This is a genomic window from Paenibacillus sp. FSL R5-0912 (genome assembly GCF_000758605.1).
Lineage (GTDB): Bacteria > Bacillota > Bacilli > Paenibacillales > Paenibacillaceae > Paenibacillus_AQ.
Map to the genome: position 1 here is coordinate 254,577 of NZ_CP009282.1, position 24,587 is coordinate 279,163.

The 24,587-nt window shown below is 52.5% G+C and carries 21 protein-coding genes and 1 tRNA gene; 6 read left to right on the forward strand and 16 right to left on the reverse strand.

Annotated elements, in window-relative coordinates:
- Positions 1-126: 126 nt before the first annotated feature.
- Together R50912_RS01150 and R50912_RS01155 are read right to left on the reverse strand one after the other, a co-directional pair.
- Entirely contained in the window at positions 127-780 is a 654-nt protein-coding gene (locus R50912_RS01150; RefSeq protein WP_042231690.1) for a hypothetical protein, read from the reverse strand.
- A 48-nt stretch (positions 781-828) separates the two neighbouring features.
- Positions 829-1,152 (reverse strand): hypothetical protein, encoded by a 324-nt coding sequence (locus R50912_RS01155; RefSeq protein WP_042231693.1) that lies wholly within the window; start codon positions 1,150-1,152, stop codon positions 829-831.
- A gap of 426 nt (positions 1,153-1,578) precedes the next feature.
- Between R50912_RS01155 and R50912_RS01160 the strand changes: the two genes are divergently transcribed.
- Together R50912_RS01160 and R50912_RS01165 are read left to right on the forward strand one after the other, a co-directional pair.
- Positions 1,579-1,662 (forward strand) — tRNA-Leu (locus R50912_RS01160).
- A gap of 109 nt (positions 1,663-1,771) precedes the next feature.
- Complete coding sequence (locus R50912_RS01165) at positions 1,772-3,160, forward strand: MATE family efflux transporter (protein ID WP_042241298.1); 1,389 nt, start codon at positions 1,772-1,774, stop codon at positions 3,158-3,160.
- 111 nt (positions 3,161-3,271) lie between these two features.
- Here R50912_RS01165 and R50912_RS01170 read toward each other — a convergent pair whose 3' ends face one another.
- The gene (locus tag R50912_RS01170) at positions 3,272-4,558 is read right to left on the reverse strand and encodes a Gfo/Idh/MocA family oxidoreductase (protein WP_042231696.1); all 1,287 of its coding nucleotides are present in this window, start codon (positions 4,556-4,558) and stop codon (positions 3,272-3,274) included.
- 127 nt (positions 4,559-4,685) lie between these two features.
- On the opposite strand from R50912_RS01170, the gene R50912_RS01175 reads away from it, so the two are divergent.
- Together R50912_RS01175 and R50912_RS01180 are read left to right on the forward strand one after the other, a co-directional pair.
- Positions 4,686-5,501, forward strand: a complete 816-nt coding sequence (locus tag R50912_RS01175; protein WP_231637754.1) for a helix-turn-helix domain-containing protein — start codon at positions 4,686-4,688, stop codon at positions 5,499-5,501.
- A 120-nt stretch (positions 5,502-5,621) separates the two neighbouring features.
- Complete coding sequence (locus R50912_RS01180; protein WP_042231700.1) at positions 5,622-6,047, forward strand: HIT family protein; 426 nt, start codon at positions 5,622-5,624, stop codon at positions 6,045-6,047.
- 105 nt (positions 6,048-6,152) lie between these two features.
- Here the strand turns inward: R50912_RS01180 and R50912_RS01185 are convergent, their stop codons facing one another.
- The 7 genes from R50912_RS01185 to udk form a co-directional block, all read right to left on the reverse strand.
- The gene (locus R50912_RS01185) at positions 6,153-7,487 is read right to left on the reverse strand and encodes a 6-phospho-beta-glucosidase (RefSeq protein WP_042231702.1); all 1,335 of its coding nucleotides are present in this window, start codon (positions 7,485-7,487) and stop codon (positions 6,153-6,155) included.
- Between the two features lie 6 nt (positions 7,488-7,493).
- Positions 7,494-8,489, reverse strand: a complete 996-nt coding sequence (locus R50912_RS01190; RefSeq protein WP_042231706.1) for an N-acetylglucosamine kinase — start codon at positions 8,487-8,489, stop codon at positions 7,494-7,496.
- A gap of 100 nt (positions 8,490-8,589) precedes the next feature.
- Entirely contained in the window at positions 8,590-9,579 is a 990-nt protein-coding gene (locus R50912_RS01195) for a LacI family DNA-binding transcriptional regulator (RefSeq protein WP_042231710.1), read from the reverse strand.
- A 108-nt stretch (positions 9,580-9,687) separates the two neighbouring features.
- Positions 9,688-11,076, reverse strand: a complete 1,389-nt coding sequence (locus R50912_RS01200) for an ABC transporter substrate-binding protein (RefSeq protein ID WP_052415881.1) — start codon at positions 11,074-11,076, stop codon at positions 9,688-9,690.
- Positions 11,077-11,116: 40 nt separating this feature from the next.
- Positions 11,117-11,995 (reverse strand): carbohydrate ABC transporter permease, encoded by an 879-nt coding sequence (locus tag R50912_RS01205; RefSeq protein ID WP_052415883.1) that lies wholly within the window; start codon positions 11,993-11,995, stop codon positions 11,117-11,119.
- Positions 11,992-12,849 carry a carbohydrate ABC transporter permease gene (locus R50912_RS01210; RefSeq protein WP_042241310.1) on the reverse strand — a complete coding sequence of 286 codons (858 nt, stop codon included), beginning with the start codon at positions 12,847-12,849 and terminating at the stop codon, positions 11,992-11,994. The genes R50912_RS01205 and R50912_RS01210 overlap by 4 nt, the downstream gene beginning before the upstream one ends.
- Before the next feature lie 528 nt (positions 12,850-13,377).
- Entirely contained in the window at positions 13,378-14,007 is a 630-nt protein-coding gene (gene udk, locus R50912_RS01215; protein WP_039296931.1) for a uridine kinase, read from the reverse strand.
- Between the two features lie 192 nt (positions 14,008-14,199).
- Between udk and R50912_RS01220 the strand changes: the two genes are divergently transcribed.
- A complete protein-coding gene (locus R50912_RS01220; RefSeq protein ID WP_042231713.1) occupies positions 14,200-15,291 on the forward strand; it encodes a threonine aldolase family protein in 1,092 nt (363 codons plus the stop codon).
- An 88-nt stretch (positions 15,292-15,379) separates the two neighbouring features.
- Here the strand turns inward: R50912_RS01220 and R50912_RS32980 are convergent, their stop codons facing one another.
- From R50912_RS32980 to R50912_RS01250, 6 genes are all read right to left on the reverse strand, one after another.
- Positions 15,380-16,699 carry a glycosyltransferase family 2 protein gene (locus R50912_RS32980; RefSeq protein WP_052415885.1) on the reverse strand — a complete coding sequence of 440 codons (1,320 nt, stop codon included), beginning with the start codon at positions 16,697-16,699 and terminating at the stop codon, positions 15,380-15,382.
- A 368-nt stretch (positions 16,700-17,067) separates the two neighbouring features.
- Positions 17,068-18,606 carry a lipopolysaccharide biosynthesis protein gene (locus tag R50912_RS01230; protein WP_042231716.1) on the reverse strand — a complete coding sequence of 513 codons (1,539 nt, stop codon included), beginning with the start codon at positions 18,604-18,606 and terminating at the stop codon, positions 17,068-17,070.
- Positions 18,596-19,729, reverse strand: coding sequence for a polysaccharide pyruvyl transferase family protein (locus R50912_RS01235; RefSeq protein ID WP_042231719.1), 1,134 nt, complete (start codon positions 19,727-19,729; stop codon positions 18,596-18,598). The genes R50912_RS01230 and R50912_RS01235 overlap by 11 nt, the downstream gene beginning before the upstream one ends.
- Positions 19,726-20,781 carry a glycosyltransferase family 2 protein gene (locus tag R50912_RS01240; RefSeq protein ID WP_042231722.1) on the reverse strand — a complete coding sequence of 352 codons (1,056 nt, stop codon included), beginning with the start codon at positions 20,779-20,781 and terminating at the stop codon, positions 19,726-19,728. Before R50912_RS01240 ends, R50912_RS01235 begins: the two co-directional genes overlap by 4 nt.
- A 30-nt stretch (positions 20,782-20,811) precedes the next feature.
- Positions 20,812-21,747, reverse strand: coding sequence for a glycosyltransferase family A protein (locus R50912_RS01245; protein WP_331281891.1), 936 nt, complete (start codon positions 21,745-21,747; stop codon positions 20,812-20,814).
- 195 nt (positions 21,748-21,942) lie between these two features.
- A complete protein-coding gene (locus R50912_RS01250) occupies positions 21,943-22,818 on the reverse strand; it encodes an aldose 1-epimerase family protein (protein ID WP_042231726.1) in 876 nt (291 codons plus the stop codon).
- 291 nt (positions 22,819-23,109) lie between these two features.
- Here R50912_RS01250 and R50912_RS01255 point away from each other — a divergent pair, with 291 nt between their 5' ends.
- Positions 23,110-24,339, forward strand: a complete 1,230-nt coding sequence (locus tag R50912_RS01255) for a Zn-dependent hydrolase (protein WP_042231729.1) — start codon at positions 23,110-23,112, stop codon at positions 24,337-24,339.
- The last annotated feature ends 248 nt before the right edge of the window (positions 24,340-24,587 follow it).

Genomic DNA, 24,587 nt, shown 5'->3' on the forward strand with positions numbered 1-24,587 from the left:
GACGTCGTAACTCTATTATAATCTGAACTCCTGAAATGACCATTTATTGGAGTATAGGTTCGGAGATGGGAAAATCAACTGTAGGTTGAAGCACGGGTTTTTTCGGATGCCCGCCGGATGCCGCTGTTATAGTCCTTTGTTCCTGATTTCCGCTAATAACTGCTTTACAATGGCCGAGTGCCAGGAATAGAGTTCCTCCGGGTTTAAGATTAGGAGCTTTTCCTTGTCTACTATTATGTGTTCCTGTTGAACCGAAGCGAACCGGATAAACGGTTCACCTGAGAGAACGGATAGGCTCATGCGCTTCGTCCATTCTTGGACAGGGAGCGGATTCTCCGAGAGCAGCAGCTTCAGCAGATCATAGAAGGTCACATGCATCACATTAAGCTGATACTCCGGGCGCTCCATGCTGATGATATAAGCATCGACTTCTTCCCACACATGATCAATGGCAGCTTGCCGCGTGATCAGGCTCTGCCGGGAGAAGTCCCCGGTGCCCATGATGGCAAGGAGACGTGCTTCCCAGTCCGGCGGTGTCCAGGCCAGCGATCTGCTGAAATGGATAAGCCATTTCTCATGGGGCACATGTTCACAATTGGCAGAGAATAAGGCTTCAATCAAATGGGTTGCCGCTTTATTCAGTATGGCATGGCCCTGGACAGTATCACCTCTGTGGATCCAAATATCACCGGCAAGCCGGAAATACCACCAGCATTGAAATAACGGACCTTCTGCCTGCAGGCGCCGGGGCGGATCAGCCAGCTTCATCTCCATGAACAAAGCGATTTTTCCACTCGGGTCGTATAGGATGCGGGCATAAGATAAATCCTAGAGCGCCACGCTATCCCATTGCTTCTGCTGCTCCTCCTTGAGATCGAGGATCTTGATGTCATACAGGTAGTCTCCAATCCGGGTAATCCCAAGGGGAAGCGGCGATTGTCCGCCAGACCACAGCTGATAGCTGCCTGTCTCCAGATAGAATACCAGATCAATCTCGGATAACTCATCACCGTAGCCGCGGGATAACCCGCCGTTCAGAGTGATACCGGTGACTCCGTCCAGTGATGAGAAGTAGTCCAGCCTGCGGCTGATCTCGTTCTGGAAATCTTGAATCCGGTTCTTGCTTGTCAGATTTACATAGGGTCTTGTCATATCGATCACCTCATAAATAGTATGGGCAGCCGTACCATTTCCGTTCATAGTCAACACAAAAAGCCGCAGATTTACTCTGCGGCCCCGCTAGAAGAAGAGAAGACAGCCAGAGAGTAAAATAAAATCACATTTCTGCAAAAAGGCAACTCAAAATCACCTGGTGTTATGACAGGCTTGCCAATTTACACAAACAATTGATTTTATTCTAACTCTCCGCGTTAAATGATCCCTCGGATTACCGGGTATCCATCTAACCGAAATAGCAGTCCGCCCTTCAGAATGAAATGATAAGGTTACTCCACTAATATATAGATGGATAGGTTTTCTTCCTATGATAAATATCTTGAACAAAAAAATAAAAAAACTCTTGTTCTTCCAGCGAAATCATGATATATTAATTCTTGCATTGCATTGAATCTTTTCTTTGCGGTCATGGCGGAATTGGCAGACGCGCTGGCTTCAGGTGCCAGTGATAGCAATATCGTGGAGGTTCGAGTCCTCTTGACCGCATACAGCTTTATACGTAGTGCAAGCGAAAGCTCTTCTTCCTGAAGGGCCTTTTTTTATTTTTGCGGAAGTTTCCCGCAACAAGTCTAAACATAAGAGAAGTGAATTTGTAATGGAGCCCAGCAGCAGTATGAAGCCAAGCCAGCGATTCCTTGAGAAGCATTTCTCCGGAGAATCCATTGACTATCGCCAGATCATAGCGTTATTCCTCCCTGTACTGGTGGACCAGGCCTTCGTGGTCGGGCTGAACCTCGTCAATACAGCGATGATCAGTTCCTCAGGGCTAGCAGCAATCAGTGCGGTGAATATGATAGATTCGCTGAATATTTTTCTGATCAGTGTGTTCATCGCCGTATCCACAGGGGGCACGGTCGTTGTAGCCCAGTACAAGGGGAGCGGCAACGAGCTTATGGTCTCCAAGGCGACCGCCGGAGCGGTATCTTCCGTTTCTTTGATGGCTTTGTGCATCGGCTTATTCGGAATTGTGTTCCATGGTCCACTGCTGCATTTATTGTTCGGTGCGGCTTCGCCTGAGGTGATGGCCAATGCCCGGACGTATCTGATCGGCAGCAGCTTATCCTATCTGGGGATTGCTGTGATGGAGGCAGTATGCGGCGCGCTGCGCGGCATCGGGCGGACGAGGGCATCGCTCGTACTGTCACTGATTATGAATTTCTCCTATGTACTGCTGAACTTTGTCTTCATTAACGGGATGCATATGGGTGTGTTCGGAATGACCATTGCCATTAATATATCGCGGTATCTTGCGGCCGCCTGCTCGCTGATCTATCTCTTCCGGCTGGACAGCAGTCTGCATGTGAAGATCCGTGATCTGCTGGTGCTGAACTGGACGATGCTCCGGAGAATCATGTCAATCGGCCTGCCGTTTGCGGCGGAGCAGATGTTCTTCAACGGCGGGAAGATTCTCACGCAGATCTTCATCGTCAGCCTGGGCACCTATGCGATTGCTACCAATGCGATCAGTTCTACGCTGGCGGGAGTGATGCAGATTCCGGCGAATGCCCTGTCCCTGACGCTGATTACGGTGGTCGGTCAATGCATAGGGAGCCGCAATGTCAAAGATGCACGCAAATTCGTGAAGTCCTTCCTGTGGCTGTCTTCGGCCTCTTTTATCCTGATGGGACTGCTGATCTTCCCGTTATTCCATCCGCTGGTATCGATGTTCCATCCGCCGCAGGAGATTGTCCGGGATATCTTCATCGTCTTCCTGATCAACTCGCTGGCCCAGATTCCATTATGGTCGATCAGCTTCATTACCCCTTCGGCGCTTAGAGCGGCGGGGGATTCCAAGTTCACCTCGATTGTGTCTATGCTCTCAATGTGGCTGTTCCGCGTAGTGCTCGGATATATTCTGGGGATTGTGCTGAACATGGGAATAATCGGGGTGTGGCTGGCAATGAACTGTGAATGGGGGATACGCGGCTTCATCTTCATGCGGCGTTTCCTCGGCGAGAAGTGGCTGCAGCACAAGGTCATATAAGCCAAACCTGTCCCGAGCATCAGCTGAAAATAAACAAGAACCCAATCTCCGCGTTCAGGCGGAGGATGGGTTCTTTGGTCTGCTGCATATTAACGGATGCCGGCCGGTGAACTAAGCCTTCCAGATATCGTCAACCTTCACCGGCTGGCCGGTCTTGATGGAACGGTTGGCGGCTATGCCGGTCATGATCGACATCGCGCCGTCCTTGTGCGAGGCTGCGCGGTTAAAGCGGTCTTCCTGCTTCTTGTCAAAAATATCGCGCAGCAGCACCGGATCACCGCCGCCATGACCGCCTGCGCTGCTCTCGAACTCCACGCGGTAAGGCTCTTTGAAGTGCGGATAGATCATGATATTCACGCCTTCCAGGGCACCTTCGTTCTCTTTTTTGCCGCCGGAATTGACGTAGGATTGCTCGGTAATCCGCACCTCCATCCGTCCCTGCGTGCCGTTGAAGACGATGATGAAGCCTTCCCAAGGCATATAGGCATTAAGCGAATAGTTCATCACCGTCTTATTCTTATATTTGACCATAACATTCATCGTATCCTCGATGCTGATATTGTCCCCGAATACGCTCTGGTCGCGCTGGTAGCCGTCTTCATGCTCGGCATCCAGGTACATGCTCTTCAGGTGCTCGTTGCGGTCCAGATGGAGCGCGAACGGGTCGTTCTCGGCAGCCTTGCTGCCGTAGGCACGCTGGTAGAACTCGGTGATGCCGCGTTTCTCGGCATTCTCCTTGCCGTAGAAGCGCAGATCGCCCATGGCGAACACTGTATCCGGCTGTGAAGCCAGCCAGAAGTTCATCAGGTCGAAGTGATGTGTCGATTTATGCACCAGCAGGCCGCCGCTGTTCCGCTTATCGCGGTGCCATCTGCGGAAATAGTCCGCTCCATGCTGGGTGTTCAGCAGCCATTCGAAATTGACGGACAGAATTTCGCCCAGCACACCGTCCATAATGACCTCACGGATCTTCGTGTTATGCGGCGCGTAGCGGTAGTTGAAGGTTACACGGAGATTCTTGCCGGTGCGCCGGATGGCATCGAAGATCTCCTGGCATTTCTCTTCGTCAATCGTCATCGGCTTCTCAGAAATGACGTCACAGCCAAGCTCCATTGCGCGGATAATATACTTGTGATGCGTGCGGTCAATCGTGGTTACCAGTACATAGTCAGGCTTGGTTTCGGCAATCATCCGGTCGAAATTTTCGGCTTTGTAGGTAGGCACCTCATGATAGCCGTATTTGTCAGTCAGCATCTGATTAGCGAAATTCATCCGCGTCTGATTGACATCACAGATAGCGACCAGCTCGGACGTTTCGTTGTAAACGGTAACAAGAGCGCCATAGAAAAATTCGGCCCGGCCACCGGTGCCGACGATTACATATTTCTTTTTGGACAAGGGGATCACTCCATTTACTTGGATTTGATTCTATTTTATAGTATAGGAAATGCAGAAAGTGAACGGTATTTAGTCTATTTAACCCGAAAATATGCGTATCTTATCCTGGTAGGAGGCCTGATGCAGAGTGGAGCCCATCTTTCAGATTGAGCAGCTTAAGCGGAGCGGATATTTCAATATGGACATCGACCACTTCCATGATTTCTACGAAATCTACTATCTGTTGTCCGGAGAACGGCACTACTATATCGGCAACCGTATTTACGCGCTGGAAGCCGGAGACCTGGTGTTTATTAACAAAAATCATCTGCACCGTACAACGGGCGGAAACCACCAGCCGCATGAGCGGGTCCTGGTCAGCTTCGATGATTCGTATCTGGAACCGGCTGCACCCGGGCCGAACTGGATGAATGTCTTTGCGGGGGAGAGCTTTCTGCTGCGGCCTACGGCGCATGAGCAGGGAGTGATTGCGGATTTGCTCCATGCCATGCTGGGGGAACAGAAGGAGGCTAAGCTGTGGGGCAGTGAATATACCAGGACGCTGCTGCTGCAGCTGCTGATTCAGCTGGAGCGGATACGCAAGGCGAAGCCCGCCCTGGTCTCTCCCGAACAAAGCGAGGGGCAGCGCCGGGTGTACGGCATCATTGAATTTCTGGATGCCCACTACGGCGAGAAGCTTACCCTTGGCGGGATTGCCGAGCAGTTCTTCATCAGCTCCACGTATTTGTGCCGGACGTTTAAGCAGACGACAGGCTTTACGATTATCGAGTACCTGAATTATGTCCGTATCCGCGAGACGAAGACGCTGCTGACGGATACAGATTGGCCGATCACCCGGGTCGCAGAAGCGGCAGGCTTCGACAGCATCGCTCATTTCGGGCGGATGTTCAAGGGAATTACGGGGCGCTCTCCGCTGCAGTACCGCAAGCAGCACCGGGCGTAACCAGGAGCTTCGAATTTGATAGAGTGTAACCGTTTTAATAGTCGGCAGCGGATTTGTGGAGCAGTATAGAGCGTGTACTAAGATAACGCAGTGTATCCAGAGGCGAAAGGATCTGAAGGCATGGAGAAGAATCAGGAGTGTATGTACTGTATGGAGGATGAACGGCGGGACAACCTGATGATTGAAATCTGCGAGCTGGGGGTTTCGACAGTTTTTCTGTTCAAGGAGCAGACGTATAAGGGAAGGTGCAATGTGGCCTACCGCGATCATGTAAAAGAGCTGTTCCAGCTAACCGCAGACGAATTGTCCGCATTCATGAAGGATGTCGCACAGGTAGCGGAAGCGGTGGACAAGGCCTTTGGGCCGGATAAAATAAACTATGGCGCTTACGGCGACAAGCTGCATCATCTTCATATGCACATCGTTCCGAAGTATGACGGGCAGGCGGACTTTGGCTCCACGTTCCAGATGAATCCGGGCCAGACCTATTTGACGGATGAAGAGGTTCAGGAGATGGTCGGGAAGATTAGAGCTTATCTTCAATAAACTGGTAAAGCTACCGCTATATCATTGTAAAATAATGCAAAAGCCCGTTCCAGCCGCAAGGGCTCATTTGCGGTCAGCACGGGCTTTTTATATGACTTGATACTTTTATAAGACAGAAGCAGCGGGGACCTCATGCCCGAAGAATGTCGGCAAATACTCCTTATTCGCTTCAAGCATCTCATCCAGCATAGCGATAGCCACTTCGACAGAAGGGACAAGCGGATGATGCGCCAAGGCTTGAATAGCCAGGCTGCGGTCTCCGGTGACGGCGGCGTCGATGGCGAGCTGTTCGTAGGTCTTGACCGCATGGATCAGCCCTTTGGCCATCGGCGGAATCTTGGTCAGCGGCAGCGGCAACGGGCCGGTCTTCGTAACGACACAGTTGACCTCGATGCTGGCATCATCCGGCAGGAAGTCCAGGATGCCGCGGTTCGCAACATTCAGCGTCTGAATGTCATTGGTACCGTTATACAGCGAGCGCATCAGGTTGACGGCAGCCTCTGAATAGAAAGCTCCGCCGCGCTGCTCCAGCTGCTTCGGTTTCTCGCTAAGCTCCAGGTTGCCGTAGATTTCGAACAGCTCTTCTTCCACACGCTTAACGACTTCTGCGCGGTTCTCGCCTTTTGAGGCCGAGGCCTGCTGCTCTTCAAGCATCGCATCGGTCATATAGAAATATTTCAAATAATAGGAAGGCAGGGCGTGCAGCGATTGCAGGAACTCCGGATTCCACTCGCGCGCCGGAACATTTTTCGCGCTGTAGCCGGCGGTATCCTCCAGCATGTCATCCAGCTTGTCTTCACCTTCGACATCAATGCGGGTGATCCAGTGCAGGTGGTTGAGGCCGACGAACTCGGCATAGATCCGGTCTGGGGCCGCATTATATTTGGCTGATACCTGCTTAATCAATCCAATAGGGGCATTGCAGAGGCCAATGCTCTTCACCTTCGAATACCTCAGTACCGCTTCGGTCACCATACCTGCCGGATTAGTGAAGTTGAGCAGCCAGGCGTCCGGAGCCAGCTCCTCGATATCACGGCAGATGCCGAGGATGACGGGGATCGTGCGCAGCGCTTTCAGCATTCCGCCGGGCCCGGTCGTTTCCTGGCCGATCACACCGTATTTCAGCGGAATCGACTCGTCGCGGGCGCGGGCATCCAGCATCCCGACGCGGATCTGGGTGCTGACGAAGTCTGCACCGGCAATGGCCTCGCGGCGGTCGGTGGTGAGGCGGACCTCTATAGGGAGGCCGGATTTCTCGACCATCCGCTTGGCCAGAGCGCCCACGATGTTCAGTTTATGCAGGCCGGCTTCAATATCCACAAGCCATAGCTCGCGGACCGGAAGCTCCTTATAATGCAGAATGAAGCCTTCTACCAGTTCCGGGGTATAGGAAGAACCCCCGCCGATAACGGCGATCTTAAGACCTTGGTTAGCTGCCAAGATGAATCACTCCTGTCTTGTTGTGATAGGGATATATTCAAACTCTTCAAAGGGGCGCATTTTCTTATAGAGTTCATCGCTTATCGTGATGCCGTCACTCTCCAGCGCAGACCAGAGGGCGCCGACGACTGGCTCCGTAGACAAAGTAACTACAGCTGCGGCCGGTGCGGCTTCCCGCACAGCCCGTTCGATCGGGCCGCGGATCCAGCCGCGGTCGCCCCGGGTCAGCAGGCTTCCGGCCAGCACTACATCAAAACCATCGTTCTCCATGCCTAATCTATGGATAACGGCGGCTGCCGCCTTGCCCAGTTCCACGCCCTGACGGTGCAGGATGGCGAGCGCCGCAGCATCGCCTGCGGCCGCCGCCGGGAAGAGCAGGCGGGCGGCATCCAGCGGCACATGCTTACCGTGATCCAGGAAATCATCGTACATGTCGTCTACCCGTTCATAGCCGAGCAGCTTCAAGAGCGGCCCGGTCATGAGGGTTGCGGCCTCCCGGCCGTCCCAGGCGCGGATGACCGTACGGAAGACCTCGATATTCAGCGCTCCGCCGCCGCCGAAATCGCCGTACATATAATCGAAGCCGCCGCACTGGAAGTGCTGGCCCTGCGGGTTGCGGCCGGCTGCGTTGGTGCCGGTGCCGCAGATCAGGGCTACCCCGTAAGGGCGGTCCGTACCCGCCCGCAGGCCGATCATCGGGTCACCGCTGATCGTATATTCTGTGAATCCGATTCCGCGTATCATCGGATGAAGGATGTCATAATCCGTCTTGCGGTCGGCCCCGGCAAGCCCCAGATAGGTATGCCGGATCTGATCCAGCCGGAGTCCGGCTTCAGCCAGTGCGGCAGAGGCGGCTTCGCGGATACTTACCGCCGCCAGCTGCGCTCCGGTCTGGTGATTGCCGTTGCCGCTCCTGCCTTTGCCGAGGATATGGCCATGTTCATCGCTTAGCAGGGCGTAGGTTTTGCTGCCTCCCCCATCGATCCCCAAGTAGTAAGCCAATGGTCGTCACTCCTAAAGTTTTATAGCCTAACCTTCTTCGATGTTCACTTCGCAAAACTCGCCTCGGAAGCATATGCATAGTTTTGATAGTATCCCATCATCAGGATTTCAGCGTAGATTCCCGTACGATCAGCTCCGGATCGATCCGGATGTTCGAGCCGCGCTTCATCTCGCCGCTCAGTCTGCGCAGCAGCATATCAGCTGCCGCCACACCGATCTTGTCCGCCGGCTGGCGCAGGGTGGTCAGATGCGGGCGGAGCTGGGAAGCAATATAGTGGTCGTCATAGCCGACCACTGCGACTTCCTCAGGCACCCGCACCCCCGCTTCCATCAGGGCGTTGATGACGCCAAGAGCGATATTGTCATCTCCGGCGAATACAGCCGTGGGGAGTGTGCCCGCTTGCAGCCAGCGTCTCGCCGTGCTGTAACCCATCTCGATCTCGAATTCGCCGGAGACGATTTCGAACGGGGTAATCCCCCGGTCCTGCAGTGCCTGCTGGAAGCCGGCGCGCCGTTCCCGCGTGCTGCGGAACATTTCCTGCCCGCAGATATGGGCGATGGAGGTATGCCCCAGCTCCAGCAGGTGGCTGGCCGCGGCATATCCGCCTTTGAAGTTATCGATGGTAATCGAGTAGGTATCGTTCTCCGGCAACTGATTGTCAATCAGTACATAGGGGATACCCCGCCGTTTCAGCTCCATGATATAATTGTCTTCTTTCATCGGCGAGAGCAGGATAAGCCCGTCTACACGGTCTTCCTGAATCAGATAGTGATTCTCGTCCGAGCCGATGCCCGTAGAGATGGAGATGGCCAGGAAATAACCATGCAGGGCCAGCGTCTCATTCAGCTCTTTGACCACCGCATCGAAGAAGGAATCCTGAAGTGTCGTTACAATCAGGCCGATGATGCCGGTCTTGCCGCTGGCCAGACTGCGTGCAGCTGCATTAGGGCGGTAATCCAGCTCTTTGATCGCATCAAGCACCTTCTGGCGGTTGTTCTCCCGCACAGATCCGGCACCATTTAATACCCGCGATACGGTGACCACGGACAGCCCTGATTTTTTGGCTACATCAAAAATACTTACTTTCATCTCAAACGCTCCTTGCGGCGGATTTTCCGGTGCTAGTATCTATCTTCAGTATACAGGGAGCGCCGGTGTTCCGCTAAACGTATAATTGCCACAGCGGCTGAAGCCGCCTTATCTTTTGATAATCTCCGTTACTTTCTTCTGAATCACCGGCATAACCTCTTCCAGCGTCTTGTGTCCGGTCTCGACAGGCTGCAGCTCATTAATGAACATGTCGTTGATCTGCGAGTAGTTGGTGATCAGATGGTTATAGGATTCATAGCCGTATTTGACTGCACCCTCGTAGACCTTCTTCACATCCGCCGGATCAATGCCGTCAAAATGCTTGTAGTAAACCTCAGCAGCTTCAGTGTTGACCGGCGGATTGCCGCCGCTAAGCTCAATGGACTTCTCCTGGACCTCGGTGGTCATCAGGTATTTGATCCATTCAAAAGCCTCCTTCGGATGCTTCGAATCCTTCAGAATCAGCAGCGGATCGACGAACAGTGTGCTGCGCACCTGCTCATTGCCGCCCCACGGCACTGCGGCTACGCCGATTTTGAACGGAAAATCGTTAGCCCCAGCGAGGTTCCAGGAACCGCCGATCGACATCCCGATCTTGCCTGCAACGAACGGGTCACCGTTCTGTCCGGCTACGCTTTTACTCCACTCGGAAGTGGGGGACACCTTATCCTTGAACACAAGGTCGAACAGCTTCTGGTAAGCGGCAATGACCTCAGGGGAGTCGAAATGTGTCTCGGAAGGAACACCGCCGTTGGTCCAGGTATCCGCGGAGTAAGGCTCTGCCCCGAAGTACAGCGGCCGCATATCCCGTTCCGCCCAGGTGAAGTCTACGCCGTATTGCGTTTTGGCGATATCCTCGGAGACGAGGGTCATCTTCTTGGCATCCTCAACCATCCGCTCAAACGTCCAGCTCTTATCTTCATAATCGCTTGGCGGATAGGCGACACCTGCCGCATCGAACATATCCTTGTTGTAGAGCATCAGGGTGACATACATATTGACCGGTATACCGTAGGTGCGGTCGTTCACCGTGTAGATTTTCATCAGATTCTCAGGGATATTGTAGTCCTCCGCCTTGAAGCCGTCTTCCTGAATAAGGTCGGTCAGATCAAGCAGCATGCCCTTGTTGTAATACTCGGCGAAACCGCCGTATCCGTAGTGGCTCGTAACATCCGGAGAATTACCGCCGGCAATCAGTGTCTGCAGCTTGCTGTCGAATTGCTCATAAGGTGCTTTCTCTACCTTGACCTTGATATTCGGGTGCTCTTTCTCGAAGTCTGGAATCAGCTTCTCAATGAACGTGCGGTCCTCCGAGTCAATCGTATAATGGGATATGGTCACCTGTTCACTTGACCCGCCGGAGTTCCCGGCTCCGCTGTCCCCTGCTGTGACATTCCCTGCTGATTTGCCGCCGCCGCAGCCCGATATAGCTACCATTGCTGTCAGGGCTGTTGTAAGCAGGACGGCCGACCTCTTGCTCTTCATGATCTTGTTCATTGTTCATTCCCTCCATGATTTCAAGTATTGTGGACCCGGATTACTTAATGCCTGTCAGCACAATGCCCTCCACAAACTGCTTCTGGGCGATAGCGAACAGAGTGACAATCGGAACCATAGCCAGGACAGAGGCGACCATCAGCAGATGCCACGGCGGTATGCGGAAACGTGATGAGGTGAGCGAGGCCATGCCGACCGGAAGCGTGAATTTGTCCGAAGAGCTTAAGTAGAGCACAGGAGTCAGCAGATCATTCCAGCTGTAGATAAAAGCAAAGATCGCCACGGTCGCCAGCGCCGGTGCAGACAGCGGAAGCGCGATGGTCCGCCACATCCGCAGCTCGCCGCAGCCGTCAATCCGTCCGGCGTCGAACAATTCCTCGGGCAATGTAGAGAAGAACTGCCGCAGCAGGAAGATGTTATACGCCGAGCCGAAGAAGGCGGGGACGATCAGCGGCAGGAAGGTGTCGATCCACTGCATTTTGGAGAACAGCACGAACTGCGGAATCATAATCGCCGGATAAGGCAGCATCATGGTGCTCAGCAGCAGGATGAACCAGAAGTTGTTGCCGCGTCCCCGGTATCTGGCGAACCCGTAAGCGACCAGCGCCGAAGAGAGCAGGGTGCCGAAGACGGAGAGGCCGGCGATAATCAGGCTGTTCTTGTACAGTGTGCCGAACTGTAGAGTCTCGAAGATTTCGGTATAGTTGCTCCAGGCCCAGCTCTCCGGCAGGAAGGTCGGCGGGAACTTCAGCATTTCCCGTTTCGACTTCAGCGAGGTGGAGACCATGAAGAACAGCGGCAGCAGCATGAGGAATGTGGTGATTATCAGTGTGATGAAGCTGGCGATCTTCACGGGATCCGCCCTCCGGCGCAGCCGGGAAGGCGGGCCGAGCGGGCTCGCGGCCTTAACGGTACTCATCGGCGGCTGCCTCCTTCATAGTGGACATAACGGTTAGACAGCTTCATAATAATGGCCGTGAACAGCATGACGACAATCAGCAGGACCCAGGCGAGCGCGGAAGAGTAACCGGCCCGGTATTCCTTGAAGGCACTGGTATACAGATTGTAGACGTAGAACCAGGTGGAGTAGTTAGGCCCCCCTTGGGTCATGACGAAGGCTTGCGTGAACACCTGGAAGGAGTCGATCAGACCCATAATCAGCTGGAACAACAGGACTGGTGAGATCATCGGCAGAGTGATATTCATGAAAATGCGGAAGCGTCCTGCCCCGTCCAGGTTAGCGGCTTCAATCAGGCTGGCCGGGACCCCCTGCAGACCAGCGAGGAAGAGAATCATGCCCGAGCCCGCTGTCCAGAAGGACATGATAATCAGGGCGTAGAGCGCCGTATCGGGATTCATCAGCCAGGCCGGGCCGTGGATGCCGAACCAGGAGAGCATATAGTTGAAGAGGCCGATCTGCGGGTTGAAGATCCAGTACCAGAGGAGCGACATCGCAACGCCGGAGACCATGCTCGGGAAATACATCGCTGTCCGGAAGAAACCACGCCAGGGGATGGTCTGATGCAGCAGCAGAGCGAACCCGAGACCGAGCAGCAATTGCACCGGCACGCTGATGAAGGTATATCTTAGCGTGACTGTTACGGACCGCCAGAACAGCTCGTTATGGAACATTTCCGTGTAATTGGCGAGACCGATGAACTTGGGCGGATGAATAATGTCATAATCGGTGAAACTGTAGTACAGCGACGACAAGATAGGATAGAGGGCGAAGATAAGGAAGCCAATCAGCCATGGGGAAATGAACAGATACATGTAGAACGTCTGCCGCCGGCTCTCACTCTTAATCACGAACACACCAGCCTTTCTTTCTTAAAAGTATAAGCGCTTTAACTTTAATGATAAATGAAAGTAGAAATTCGCCCATTTAATAGAGATAAATAATAATAAGTTTAACCGCTTTAACTTTTAGGCCGCCCTGTTGCACTAATCATAGTGGATGGAACGGAAATAATCAACAGTTATTTCGTTAATAAAGCGCTACCAGTCAATAAATATAACAAGATAAAGGAATGTGTTGCTGAAAATGCAGAAAATTTCATTGCGTGCATGAAAATTATGTAAGGTAATATAACATAGATAAAGGGTTTGAGGTTTGCATCTGAGCCTGTTGGCTCTATATTTCATAAGTCTGCTGGAAGTGATGTTATGTATTCTTCGTATGGAAGAATCGTTGGTGACTCCGGAGAGCCACTGCATCCAGCCACCAGCCACAGCAAAAAGCCGCCCGGCACGGCCGGACAGCTCTCATTCAACTAAGGTATAGGCAGATTGCTGCTCTGCTTACGTCCACTGATGATCGCCGGACAGATATTTCTCGGTCAATACGGACAGCAGCTGAATCCCTACTTCATTCTGTCCGCCTTCCGGAATAATCAGGTCAGCGTATTTCTTGGACGGCTCAATAAAAGCTTCGTGCATCGGCTTAACCGTGGTCAGATATTGGGTGTGGATCGAACGGATCGTCCGGCCGCGTTCCTCGATATCGCGCAGTACCCGGCGAAGGATACGCACATCGGGGTCGGTATCCACGAATACCTTAATGTTCAGCTGCTCGCGCAGCTTCTCGTCGGAGAGGACATGAAGCCCTTCAAGGATGACGATATTGTTCGGTGCAAGCCGAACGGTCTTCTCGGTAGAGCGGGCATGCACGGTGAAATCATACACTGGGGCAAATGCGGCTTGTCCGGCTTTCAGACAATCTAAATGCTCTATCAGCAGTTCCGTATCAAAGGCCAGCGGGTGATCGTAATTAATCGCACCGCGTTCAGCCATGCTGAGGTAAGAATGGTCTTTATAGTAGTTATCCTGAGATATGAACGTCACTTTGTCAGATCCAAGACGGTCAATAACGGAGCGCGCTACCGTCGTTTTGCCGGAACCGGTCCCGCCGGCGATACCAATAATAAGCATGGTGTTTTTATAAACCTCCCTAAGCGATTGCCTTTGCAATTCCAATATTGTAGCACAGCGGTCAACTTATTTCACCTTGGATCAGGGGAATATCATGTGAACTTTCAAATAAATCGGGTATTTTAGCGGAAAATGATATAATTTCAAGTATTCGTACAGATCGAGCATATTTAAAGGGAGCGGATTAGCGGAATGAATGAGCAGAATGCTTTACTGGAAGCTTATAACGGGACAGAAGTGCAGCTGGCAGGCCATGGAAAAAGAGGGATATCCGTGCTGAAAGAAGCGCTGGCCGGAGTGGAGGAGCATCTCGCTGCCGACTTGTATGGGTCAGGCGCAGTAATAGAGGATTTCCAGGCGGAGATGGCCGGGGTGCTCGGCAAGGAAAGCAGTGTATTCTTCCCCAGCGGCACGATGGCCCAACAGATCGCCCTGCGGATCTGGAGTGACCGTAAGGGCAGCAGAAGAGTGGCCTACCACCCGCTCTGCCACCTGGAGATTCATGAGCAGGACGGGCTGAAGGAGCTGCATCATCTGGAGCCGCTGCTGCTGGCAGATAAAGACCGCCTGATCACAATGGATGATGTGAAGAATATGGGGCCGGGTATTGCTTGTCTGCTGCTTGAGCTTCCCCAGCGGGAGATCGGCGGGCAGCTGCCGGAATATGCTGAGCTGGAAGCTATTTCGGCCTATTGCCGGGAGCAGGGAATCATACTTCATTTGGATGGGGCGCGGCTGTTCGAAGTGCTGCCATACTACGGCAAGACAGCTGCCGAGGTCTGCGGGTTGTTCGACAGCGTATATATTTCCTTCTACAAAGGCATCGGCGGAATTGCCGGAGCGATCCTGGCCGGAAGCCGGGAATTCACGGAGGCGTCGAAGATCTGGAAACGGCGCCATGGCGGTGACCTGATCAGTCTCTATCCGTATATCCTGACAGCTAAGTATTATTACGGGCAGCGGATCGGCCGGATGGCCGGGTATTATGAGCAGGCCAAGGAGCTGGCTGCCTTATTCAACAGCTGCCATAAGGTGTCTACGCTGCCGGAGGTGCCGGTCTCGAATATGTTCCATGTACATTTCGCGTTATCCAGGGAGCAGGTTGCTCCGGTATTGATTCAGGTGTACACAGAGACGGGAATCGGGCTGACCCCGCGGTTGAAAGAAACAGGGGAAGCTTCATGCTCGTATGAGCTGAACATCGGGGATCTTTACAGCGGAGTGTCCAAGCCTGCGCTGGAAGAAGCCTTCCGGCTGCTGGATACGCTGCTGCAGGAAGGCTAAGGCGGGCAGAACAAAAAGCAGCTTCCTTATAAGGGGAAGCTGCTTTTTGTGTGGAGAGTTACACCTTCCATCTAGCCGGTCTGTCCCGTCACCGGTTCATCAGCGCCCGTACGAAGGAAACGCGGAGCAGCTGTTTTTTCATCAGCTTGGTGCGGAACTGGCGCTTCAATTGATTGTAGGCCTGAGGAGAGTGATTGCTCGCCCAGCTGTACATGAACTTGAAGTCGCTGTGGCTTTTGGCGGAGTTCATCAGGTAGTAAGAGATCGTATCATAGACGTTATGGTTGAACCACTCATTCATTTCCGCCTTGCTGTAGCCGAAGCGCTCGACGGCCATATTGCGGATGTTGCGCTTCTCCTCCAGATTCTCGATCAGGAACGACTGGCTGAGATTGAAGGTGATATTGTTGCCGTGAATCCGGTACACGCCCGCCAGCGTATCAATAAACCCGGCATCGCCGATCAGCAGCGCCCGCAGGTATATGGAAGCATCGTTGACCATACTCATATTCAGAATATCCATGCTCATCAGTGCCTCACGCTTGAATATGGCGGTTAAAGTTGATGCCGGCTTGGGATAGTTCTTCCGCTCGAAGTTCATGAAATAGTCGTGTTTGTCCGTGACGGGACTCAGCTCCAGACTGGAGATAGTGAGCTTCTGCGACTGGGAATACTCCAGGAATACGTTTGCGGCGACAAAAGACAGCTCCGGATGCAGCCGGTGAACCTTCACGGCTTTGGTGAAATAGCTGCGGTCAATAAGATAGTCATCATCGTCCAGGAACAGGATGAATTCCCCGTCGCCATGTGCGGCCAGCGCTCTGCGGCGGTTATTTCCGGGTCCGCTGTTGGTCTCATTCTGCATGAAGATGACGCGCGGCTCTGCTCCGAAGGTGGCGTTCATCATCTCCTGCGTACCGTCGCTGGAGCAATCGTCAATGACGATAATTTCGGTATGCGGATAATCCTGCCGCAGAATGCTGTTCACTGCCTGCTGCAGGAAATCTTTTCTATTATAAGTAGTAATAATTACACTGACCTTCGGATGGCTTGCGGAACCGGCGTCCAGGTTGAGTGTAGACTCCTGCGTATCAGGCACGCTGCTGCTGAGTGCGGAAAGCGCCTGCATGAACCCGTTAATTTCATCGATCTGAATATTAAATTGAGTGCTGACATAATACTGGAGCGCGTCATCCGAAGCCCGGCCTGCCAGAAAGGCATCCAGGACACCGTTCAGCGTCTCCAGATGTTCTTTGATTCCGGCATCACTCTCGCTGCTGCTGATATTCCTGGCCTGGCGGATCAGCTCCTCACGGGTCAGACCCCCGGCGGGCGGATGATGAATATCGTCACTCAGCTGATGCAGCAGATGCAGTCCTGCTTCATGTAAGTCCCCGCGGTGATCCATAATCAGTCCTCCTAAAAGTTTTATGGAGCAATGCTTCCTGGTTCGCTTCGCAATAAAACTCGCTTCGGAAGCATAGGCTAAATGTTGTGAAAATCATCAGCGTAATTTAAATAGTTGGATTTTCTCCATTTATGTTCCCGATTGTGAGGATCATTCTAAAGTTAGTTGGAAAAACTCCACTTAAAAATGCACATTTCGCGGGAAGAGGGCTGGAGGGCAGCAAGTAAATGCCTTTTTTCCAACTATTCGCGTACAGAGTGCGAAAAACGGTAAATTAAGCTACGTTTTTCCACTTAAAAAACTGGGGGAGGTGTTCTGGCAGCTTGCATGCGGCTGGAATGGGAATCTGCACTACCCCATTTCCAGCATTACAGCGTCTGCCCGGCCGCAACCTTCCGCTTAAGCTTGAGCTTCGTTCTGAATTTCTTGGCGTAGCTCCAGGTGTAGAGGAAGACCTCGCGTTCCATCAGAGAGCCCACCAGGAAATAGATCGGCAGGATAATCACACCCAGCAGCGCGCCCCAGAGGATTACGCCGGTGTAGGAGGTGATGCTCAGATTCAGCTTGGTCGTAATGAACACGATTGCCGCGAAGACGGCGACGTTCGTAAGCCATCTGCGAAAGGTGATCCACGGGCTGCGCTCCAGCAGCACTCTGCTGGCGTAGACCACAATATCGATCGAACGGTAGAGCAGAGCGACAATAGTTCCCATCAGCACACCGTAGATTCCGAAGAAGATTACGAACACAATCGAAGCTCCGAGGTTGATCGCTGACTCCAGAATCGAACGGAACTGTGTGTTGCGGAAATGTCCGGCAATGGTGATCAGATTGTTCGACGACGTGCGGGCATTGGTCAGAAGCTTGATCGCCACGAACAGAACCGGCAGCCAGACATTGATATAATTCACATCGTTGACCCCGGCGGTGTACAGCCGCATGAATGGCAGGATCAGAATGTAGACCACCGTCAGGATGGAGAAGATCAGGCCCATAAAGTAGACCTCGTAAGCATCATAGAATTTGATGAAGGCCTCCTTGCCCTCATGATAGCTCTGCCCCAGCGCCGATTTGACGCTGCCGTTGACGGTCTGGACGATGTTGTCGACGATGGTGAAGATCATATTGTACATGACATAGATGCTGACAATCTTCAGGTTGGTGAAGATCGTCAGGATCAGCACGTCCGTATTACGGAAGACGAGATAAGAAATCTCATGCACCATAACGGAATTCTTCTGCCCGATCGCAGTGAAATCCGGCTTCATGCTGAGGTCCATCCATTTGTAATGCCGTTTCGCATAAATGTAGAACGCAACAATCTGCAGCAGGGTCAGCACGAAGAACGAGGCCTGGACGGCGATGATGTTCACGCCCTGCAGCAGCAGGATGATCCGCACCACGTTGTTCAGAATGTTCGCTACTGTGACGATAGAGGTCTCAATATAGCTTTTACCCTCAGCAATCAGGAGGACCCTGAATTTGCCCTGGAAGTAATAATTGATTGCTCCGCCGAGGCCGGAGAACAGGATAATCGCTGCAATGCTAATGCTGCTGATCTCCGAATGGATAACCAGCGGATAGATGACCGACAGCAGCACGACCGAGATGAAATAGTAGATCCCGGTTTTTTTGTAGTAGCTGGAGGTAGCGGCCAGGATGGAGTTGATATGGCCCCGGTCGTTGCCGGCCACCGGCTTATAGAGTGCCTGCAGCGATGCCGCACCAACCCCTGCCTCAAGCAGGGCGAAATAACTGATAATCTGCACAATCGAGGCAATCAGTCCGTTCGCTTCCGAGCCGTAGTTAACCATGATCAGGCGGGGGATGAAGAAACCGAGGATAATGGTAATCACCTGGCTGGTAAGCCCGAAGCCCAGGTTCAGCATGCTCCGTTTAGCTTTCATAGCTTCTTCTCCCTTCCAGCAGCGGTTCGGGTGTCAGATAAGCATCCAATTGCTTGAAATGCTTCTCCGCCTGGTTCGCCTGCAGCGTTACATCGAGCGTACCCGCAGCCATACTCTCATAGACCTGCTCGGGTGTAAGCTCAGCCAGATGGGCGAAGTCCGTATACGCTCCCCCGAAATAAGCATCCTGCATCACGTTGATCATCTTGTTGCTGTAAGCTACGGGAAACACCGGTTTGCCGAATACCCAGCCTAGGATCATTGCATGGAATCTGGAGGCGACGATGCAGCTTGCCCCGGACAGCACGGCGAGAATCTCATCCATATCTGTTTTGTAGAGATGAGCGTGGGTGTGGGCCTGAAGCTCCGCCGGAATCAGATTCAGGATCAGACTGATCGCTTCCTGGTCCCCTTCATGCTGGCAGAAGGACATGAAATGCACATCATACCCCTGCTGAATGAAATAGATTGCAACATCTTTCATTTTTTCATAATAGAGGTTGTCAAAACCGTCTAAAGCTTTGGACGAAGGCTTGATCACGGAAATGGCAAGGGTCTTACCCGTCACGACCGGAGCTTTTCCGCCGCTGTATTTCAACTGAAAAATAATATCCGGCGCAAGCCGCACATTGTCCAGATCCTTAAACAGGTCATAGGAATATTGCTCCCGGAAAGAGACATCGGCATAATTCTGGAAGATTTCCCTATATTGCTGGTAGTAGGCCTCATCCTTATACGGACCAAAGTTCGCGCCCATCAGGTAGTAGGGTTTGCTTTTATTGCGGAGGGCTTCAGCACCAGCCACATATTCTTCCCACTGTTCACCCTGCATAAAAATAGACCCGCCGATATGCACGGTTCCGTCGCCCTGATCCGTCAGCAGCTTCTGTACGAAGTTCGGATGAAGCTTTAGTTTGCGGAAAATATAGTTGATCCCCCGCAGCAGCACGGAGTCCGAGGCATACACCTTGAGGTTGTGGAGATCTTTGAAGACGAGCTTATATTGCTGCGGGGCAATCAGCATAAACCGGGTACCGGGGTATCGCTCACATAACACTTTTATGAACAAATCATCGCCCAAATTGAACTCTGTATATGCATTGATCATCATCGTCTTCTTCATATCTTGATTTCCTTTCTGCCCATCACGGTTTTGAGCTTATGTTTGAACTGGACCCAGTTTCTATCAATAACAATCAGCGCTCCGTACAAGGACGGGGAGATTAAGAAGGCTCTGATCTGCAGCGCGAGCTGGCGGTCGTCCCCCTGGTATTGACGTATGATCGGCCGCATCTCCTGGGGAAGTCCGGGATAACGGGCATCTATATCCTGAAGCAGACGCCTCACATCCATCCCCGCAGTGCCGTTCAGACAGGTCTTCAGATTGTAAAAGTAGTTCTCGGTCAGCTCCCGGTTCAGCAGTAATTCGGATATCTCAGATGTCCCGTCAAAGGGATGGGCTCTGAAATAATCAGCCACCCGCTTGAATGCATCGACCATGTCGAATTTATTCACGTTATACGTATTGGAGATGGAGGAGGTTCTCTGCAGATAGAAGGACAGCACATCCGGGATGGATATGGTCCGCGAGGCCCGCGACAGCGCTTTGTAGATGAATTCCTGATCTTCCCCGTTCACGCAGCGTTCGGTGTAGCGGATGCCGTTCTCCAGCAGAAAGGTCCGTTTGAAGGCGATGCTGCCGGTCCAGATTCTGAGGCTTCGATGCACAAAAATATTCTTCAGCGCTTCGCTCCCCGTAGTGTCGCTTGCCGCTGAAGTGAAGTTTACAATGGTGGACTTGTCTTCGCGGACCAGACTGTACCCCCAGCAGAGAATATCCGGAGCGGCGCTCCAGGTATGGGCTTCAATGCTCTGCACCAGTCCGCTGGCGATATAATCATCCCCGTCCAGGAACAGCACATAGTCGCCGCTGGCCGCTGCAAGCCCGGTGTTTCTGGCCGCGCTCACTCCGGCATTGGCCGTGCGGATCAGCTGGGCTCTCAATATGGGATGCCGCGCCAGAATGGCTTCGGCCACTTCGTACGTACGGTCTGTAGAACCGTCGTCGACCATAATCACTTCGAACCGCTTCTCGCTCTGGTCCAGGAGTGAATCCAGCAATGGAGCCACATAACGCTCTAAATTGTACATGGGAACTACAATGCTTACACTCATAACTCCACTCCCTTCCTGAGTTTTGACGGGTTACCCGGCGGTCTGTCTGTTAAAAATCTCCTTCAGCCCCTTCTTATATCCTTTGATCGCGGCGACATTCTTCTTGGGCTGCTCGCGGAGAATGAGGTAGAGCGTGGTCCACATCAGGGCGAGATAGCCGATGGGGCCCGACCGTTTATCCTTGAGCAGATGCACATGATTGAGCACACGGGTATAGGCGACATCCTCGAGATTGTCCCTGGAGGCCGGAGATTCATGATGCAGCAGCTTGAGTTCAGGATTGATATACAAAGGTCCGGAGCTCCGGGCGATGCGGGACATGAGAATATCTTCACCTACGCTGTAGCTGGTAAGCCAGGGAACGGGCTTCAGGTCCTGAATTGCCGCTTTTTTGAAGGACATGTTGCAGCCATGCTGGAATTCAGTCTTGAAGATCTTCCGGGCTTTATGCCAGTTGTACATGGACCCGGCTTGACCGCTTAAGGAGAGCTTGCCGCTCGACAGGGATTGCTGGAAGGACAGCAGGCAGCGGATGGTTCCAAGGAAGCTGTTCCGCATCCCGATGGCGATACCGCCGACTCCTGCGCAGTTAGGATAATCATCGTAGGTTTGAATCAAGGTAGACAGGTAATGGGCGGGGATTTCGACGTCATCATCCAGGAAGAGGATCTTGTCCATAGTGGACAGCTCCACGGCTTTGATCCGGGACAGCCACAATCCCCGGTCCGTCTTCTTGAAATAAGTTAAAGGATAACCGTATCCGGTAAGTAAAGCTTCAAATTCAGTAAGTACACGGGCTGGTATTTCGCCGTCATCTATAAGTATGACCTCAATGGGGTATGTCCTGCCTATGTCTTGTTTAGTTATAGAATGAATGCACCGTGTCAGGTCCTGTACCCGATTCCTCGTGCAGATAGCCACTGACAATCCTTGCATATACTCCACTCCCTTATCCATTTCTCCCATTCTATGTGTAGTGAATTAACTACCTTAAGCTTACTATTGGCAGCAAAAGGTTGTATATACTACTTTAGTTTACTTATTGGACGGCCTGCTTCCGTAAGCGTAGGATATGGATTCTAATTTGACACAAAAAGCCGCACCCACCGTAAGGTGGCTGCGGCCTTTTTGTTCTTCAGGAAGCGGTGGAGCAACAACCGGTTAGTTGAACGTAATCGTAAGCGAGCTTGTAGACTGGCCGCCCGGCGGCAGGGAGATGACTCCCGATTTGTCCCGGATTTCTCCGGTGAAGCCTTCACTGTCTGCTACACCATGCCAAGGCTCGATGCACAGGAACGGTGCGTTCTTCGGCTGCCAGATCCCAAGATCGGGGAAGTTGTGGTAAGCCACGCTTACGCTTTTGGCAGAGAGCTTGCTCTTCAGCGCTACGGACTGCGAGCTTACATTCTTGAAGACGAGTGCGTCATGCTCAAACATCTCATGGTTTAGCGGCAGAATGTTCTCATTCTGTAGAAGCGGGTCAGTCTGCCCGTTAATGAGCTGGCCGGTTTTGTTCAGGAACAAGCGCTCCAGATTCTCCGGCTGCGCGAATTCAAGATAATAGTCGCTGAATGCTCCGCTGCCGTCAATCGGGCAATTAAATGCAGGATGGGTGCCAAGCTGGAAGAAGATCTCCTGTTCATCTGTATTTTCCACACGGTAGCTGATCTCAAGGGTGCTTCCGCTCAGGATATAGGTGAGGAACAGGTTGAATTTGTACGGGTAGACCGCCAACGTGCTCTCACTATGGGAGAGAAGGAAGACTGCCTGGGTATCGCTTGCCTCCTGCAGCGTGAATTCACTGCGTCTGGCGAAGCCGTGATTGGCAATCTTATAAGCCTGCCCGTCCGCTTTGATCTCGCCTTGGATGGCTGCGCCGATAATCGGGAAAAGTACCGGTGAACGGCCTGTCCAATAGGCGGCATCCCCGCTCCACATATATTCGGTCTCCGTATCCGTTCTTCTGAAGCTGATCAGCTCGGCTCCGAGTGAACTGATCACAGCTTCGGCTGTGCCGCTGCGCAAAAGGGTATTCATATGCTTAGCTCCTCTCAAATTATGCTTCCTACCAGCTCATATTCTATCAGACTTCCCCAATCGCGTTATAACATAACGTGAACAAAACCAAAAAAAATTATTACAGTCTGTAAAATGAAAATAATACGGAATGGTATAACATATATAGAAAGCAATAATTCTATATAAAACGAACTAAACTTGCGAATGGGTGAGAGTGACGGAGGGCTACCGCAGTCGCGAACAACACCCAAATCGGGGACTTCAAGTTCGTTTCATATAAATGAGCGTTCGAAACGGAGGAATAGGGCCATGCAGCTGCAGCAGATATTCGTGAACGGTGAGAGATTGAAGAATACGATCGAGACCTTCGCCGATTTCGGGCGGACGGACAACAACGGGGTCACCCGGTTATCGCTGTCGGAGCAGGATGTGCAGGTGCGCGGCTATTTCACTTCCTGTTGTGTTGAGTTAGGAATGGCTGTGAAAGTAGATGACATGGGAAATATGTATGCCACACTTGCGGGAAGCGAAGAAGGTCCGCCTGTAGTGATCGGATCGCATCTGGATACCGTCAAGAAAGGTGGCAGATTCGATGGGGTGCTCGGCGTAATCACCGGTCTGGAAGTGGTAAGAGCCCTGGTTGACCATGGCATTAAGCCGCGCTTGCCAATAACAGTGATGAACTTCACCAACGAGGAAGGTGCCCGCTTCGAGCCGTCGATGATGGCTTCGGGTGTCTTGGCGGGCAAGTTCGACAAGGCAGAGATGCTGAAGAAGAAGGACCCGGAGGGTACGACCTTCGGTGAAGCGCTGCAGGCCAGCGGCTATGCGGGCGATGCGGAGAACCGGATCAGCGAAGCAACGGCTTATCTGGAGCTGCATATCGAGCAGGGTCCTGTGCTGGAGAGAGAGAATCTCAAGATCGGCCTGGTCGACTGTGTAGTCGGGATGGCCTGCTATGAGATTGAAGTGACAGGCGAATCGGATCACGCCGGTACTACGCCGATGGATATGCGGAGGGATGCGCTTTTTGCCGCTACAGATATTATTACGGAGCTGCGGCGGAAGCTGGCTGTACTGGACTCCGAACTGGTCTATACCATGGGCAGAATGAACGTGCTGCCTAATATTCATACCGTTATTCCGAACAAGGTGATCTTCACCGTGGAAGCCCGGCATAAGGACATGGATATTGTCCGTGAAGTAGAGGCAATTATTAATGGTCTGCCTGAAGAACTGCTGGAGTGTAGTGTATCGAAGACGAAGCTGTGGGGACGCGATACCGTATGGTTCGATCCGGAGGTCTGTGCCCTGGTGGAGCAAGCAGCGCAGAAGCTGGGTTACAGCAGCAAGAAGATGGCCAGCGGAGCGGGGCATGATGCCCAGTTCGTGGCCGGCTTCCTGCCGTCGGCGATGATTTTTGTACCCAGTGTGAAGGGGAAAAGCCACTGCGAGGAAGAGCTCACTTCTTATGATGAGTGCGAGATGGGCGTGAATGTAGTGCTGGAGACGGTGCTGGCGGTGTTGGCAGGCTCCTGACAGATGGCTTGCAGGCTGGGCGAATTGCATAGATTGATGTCAAAGACTTTAAGACACTTAACCGGTGTCTTTTTTTATTTATGTAGGAAATTTATGGTGCTCGATGAAACCCTCTAATTCCGCTGAAAGTGGGAGGTACGGGGATGCGCCGAATGTACACGAAAAACCGAGTACATTGTGCCAACGATAGGCTAGATGAGCCAATGTATGCGAAAAACATAATACAATGTGCCAACGATAAGCTAGAC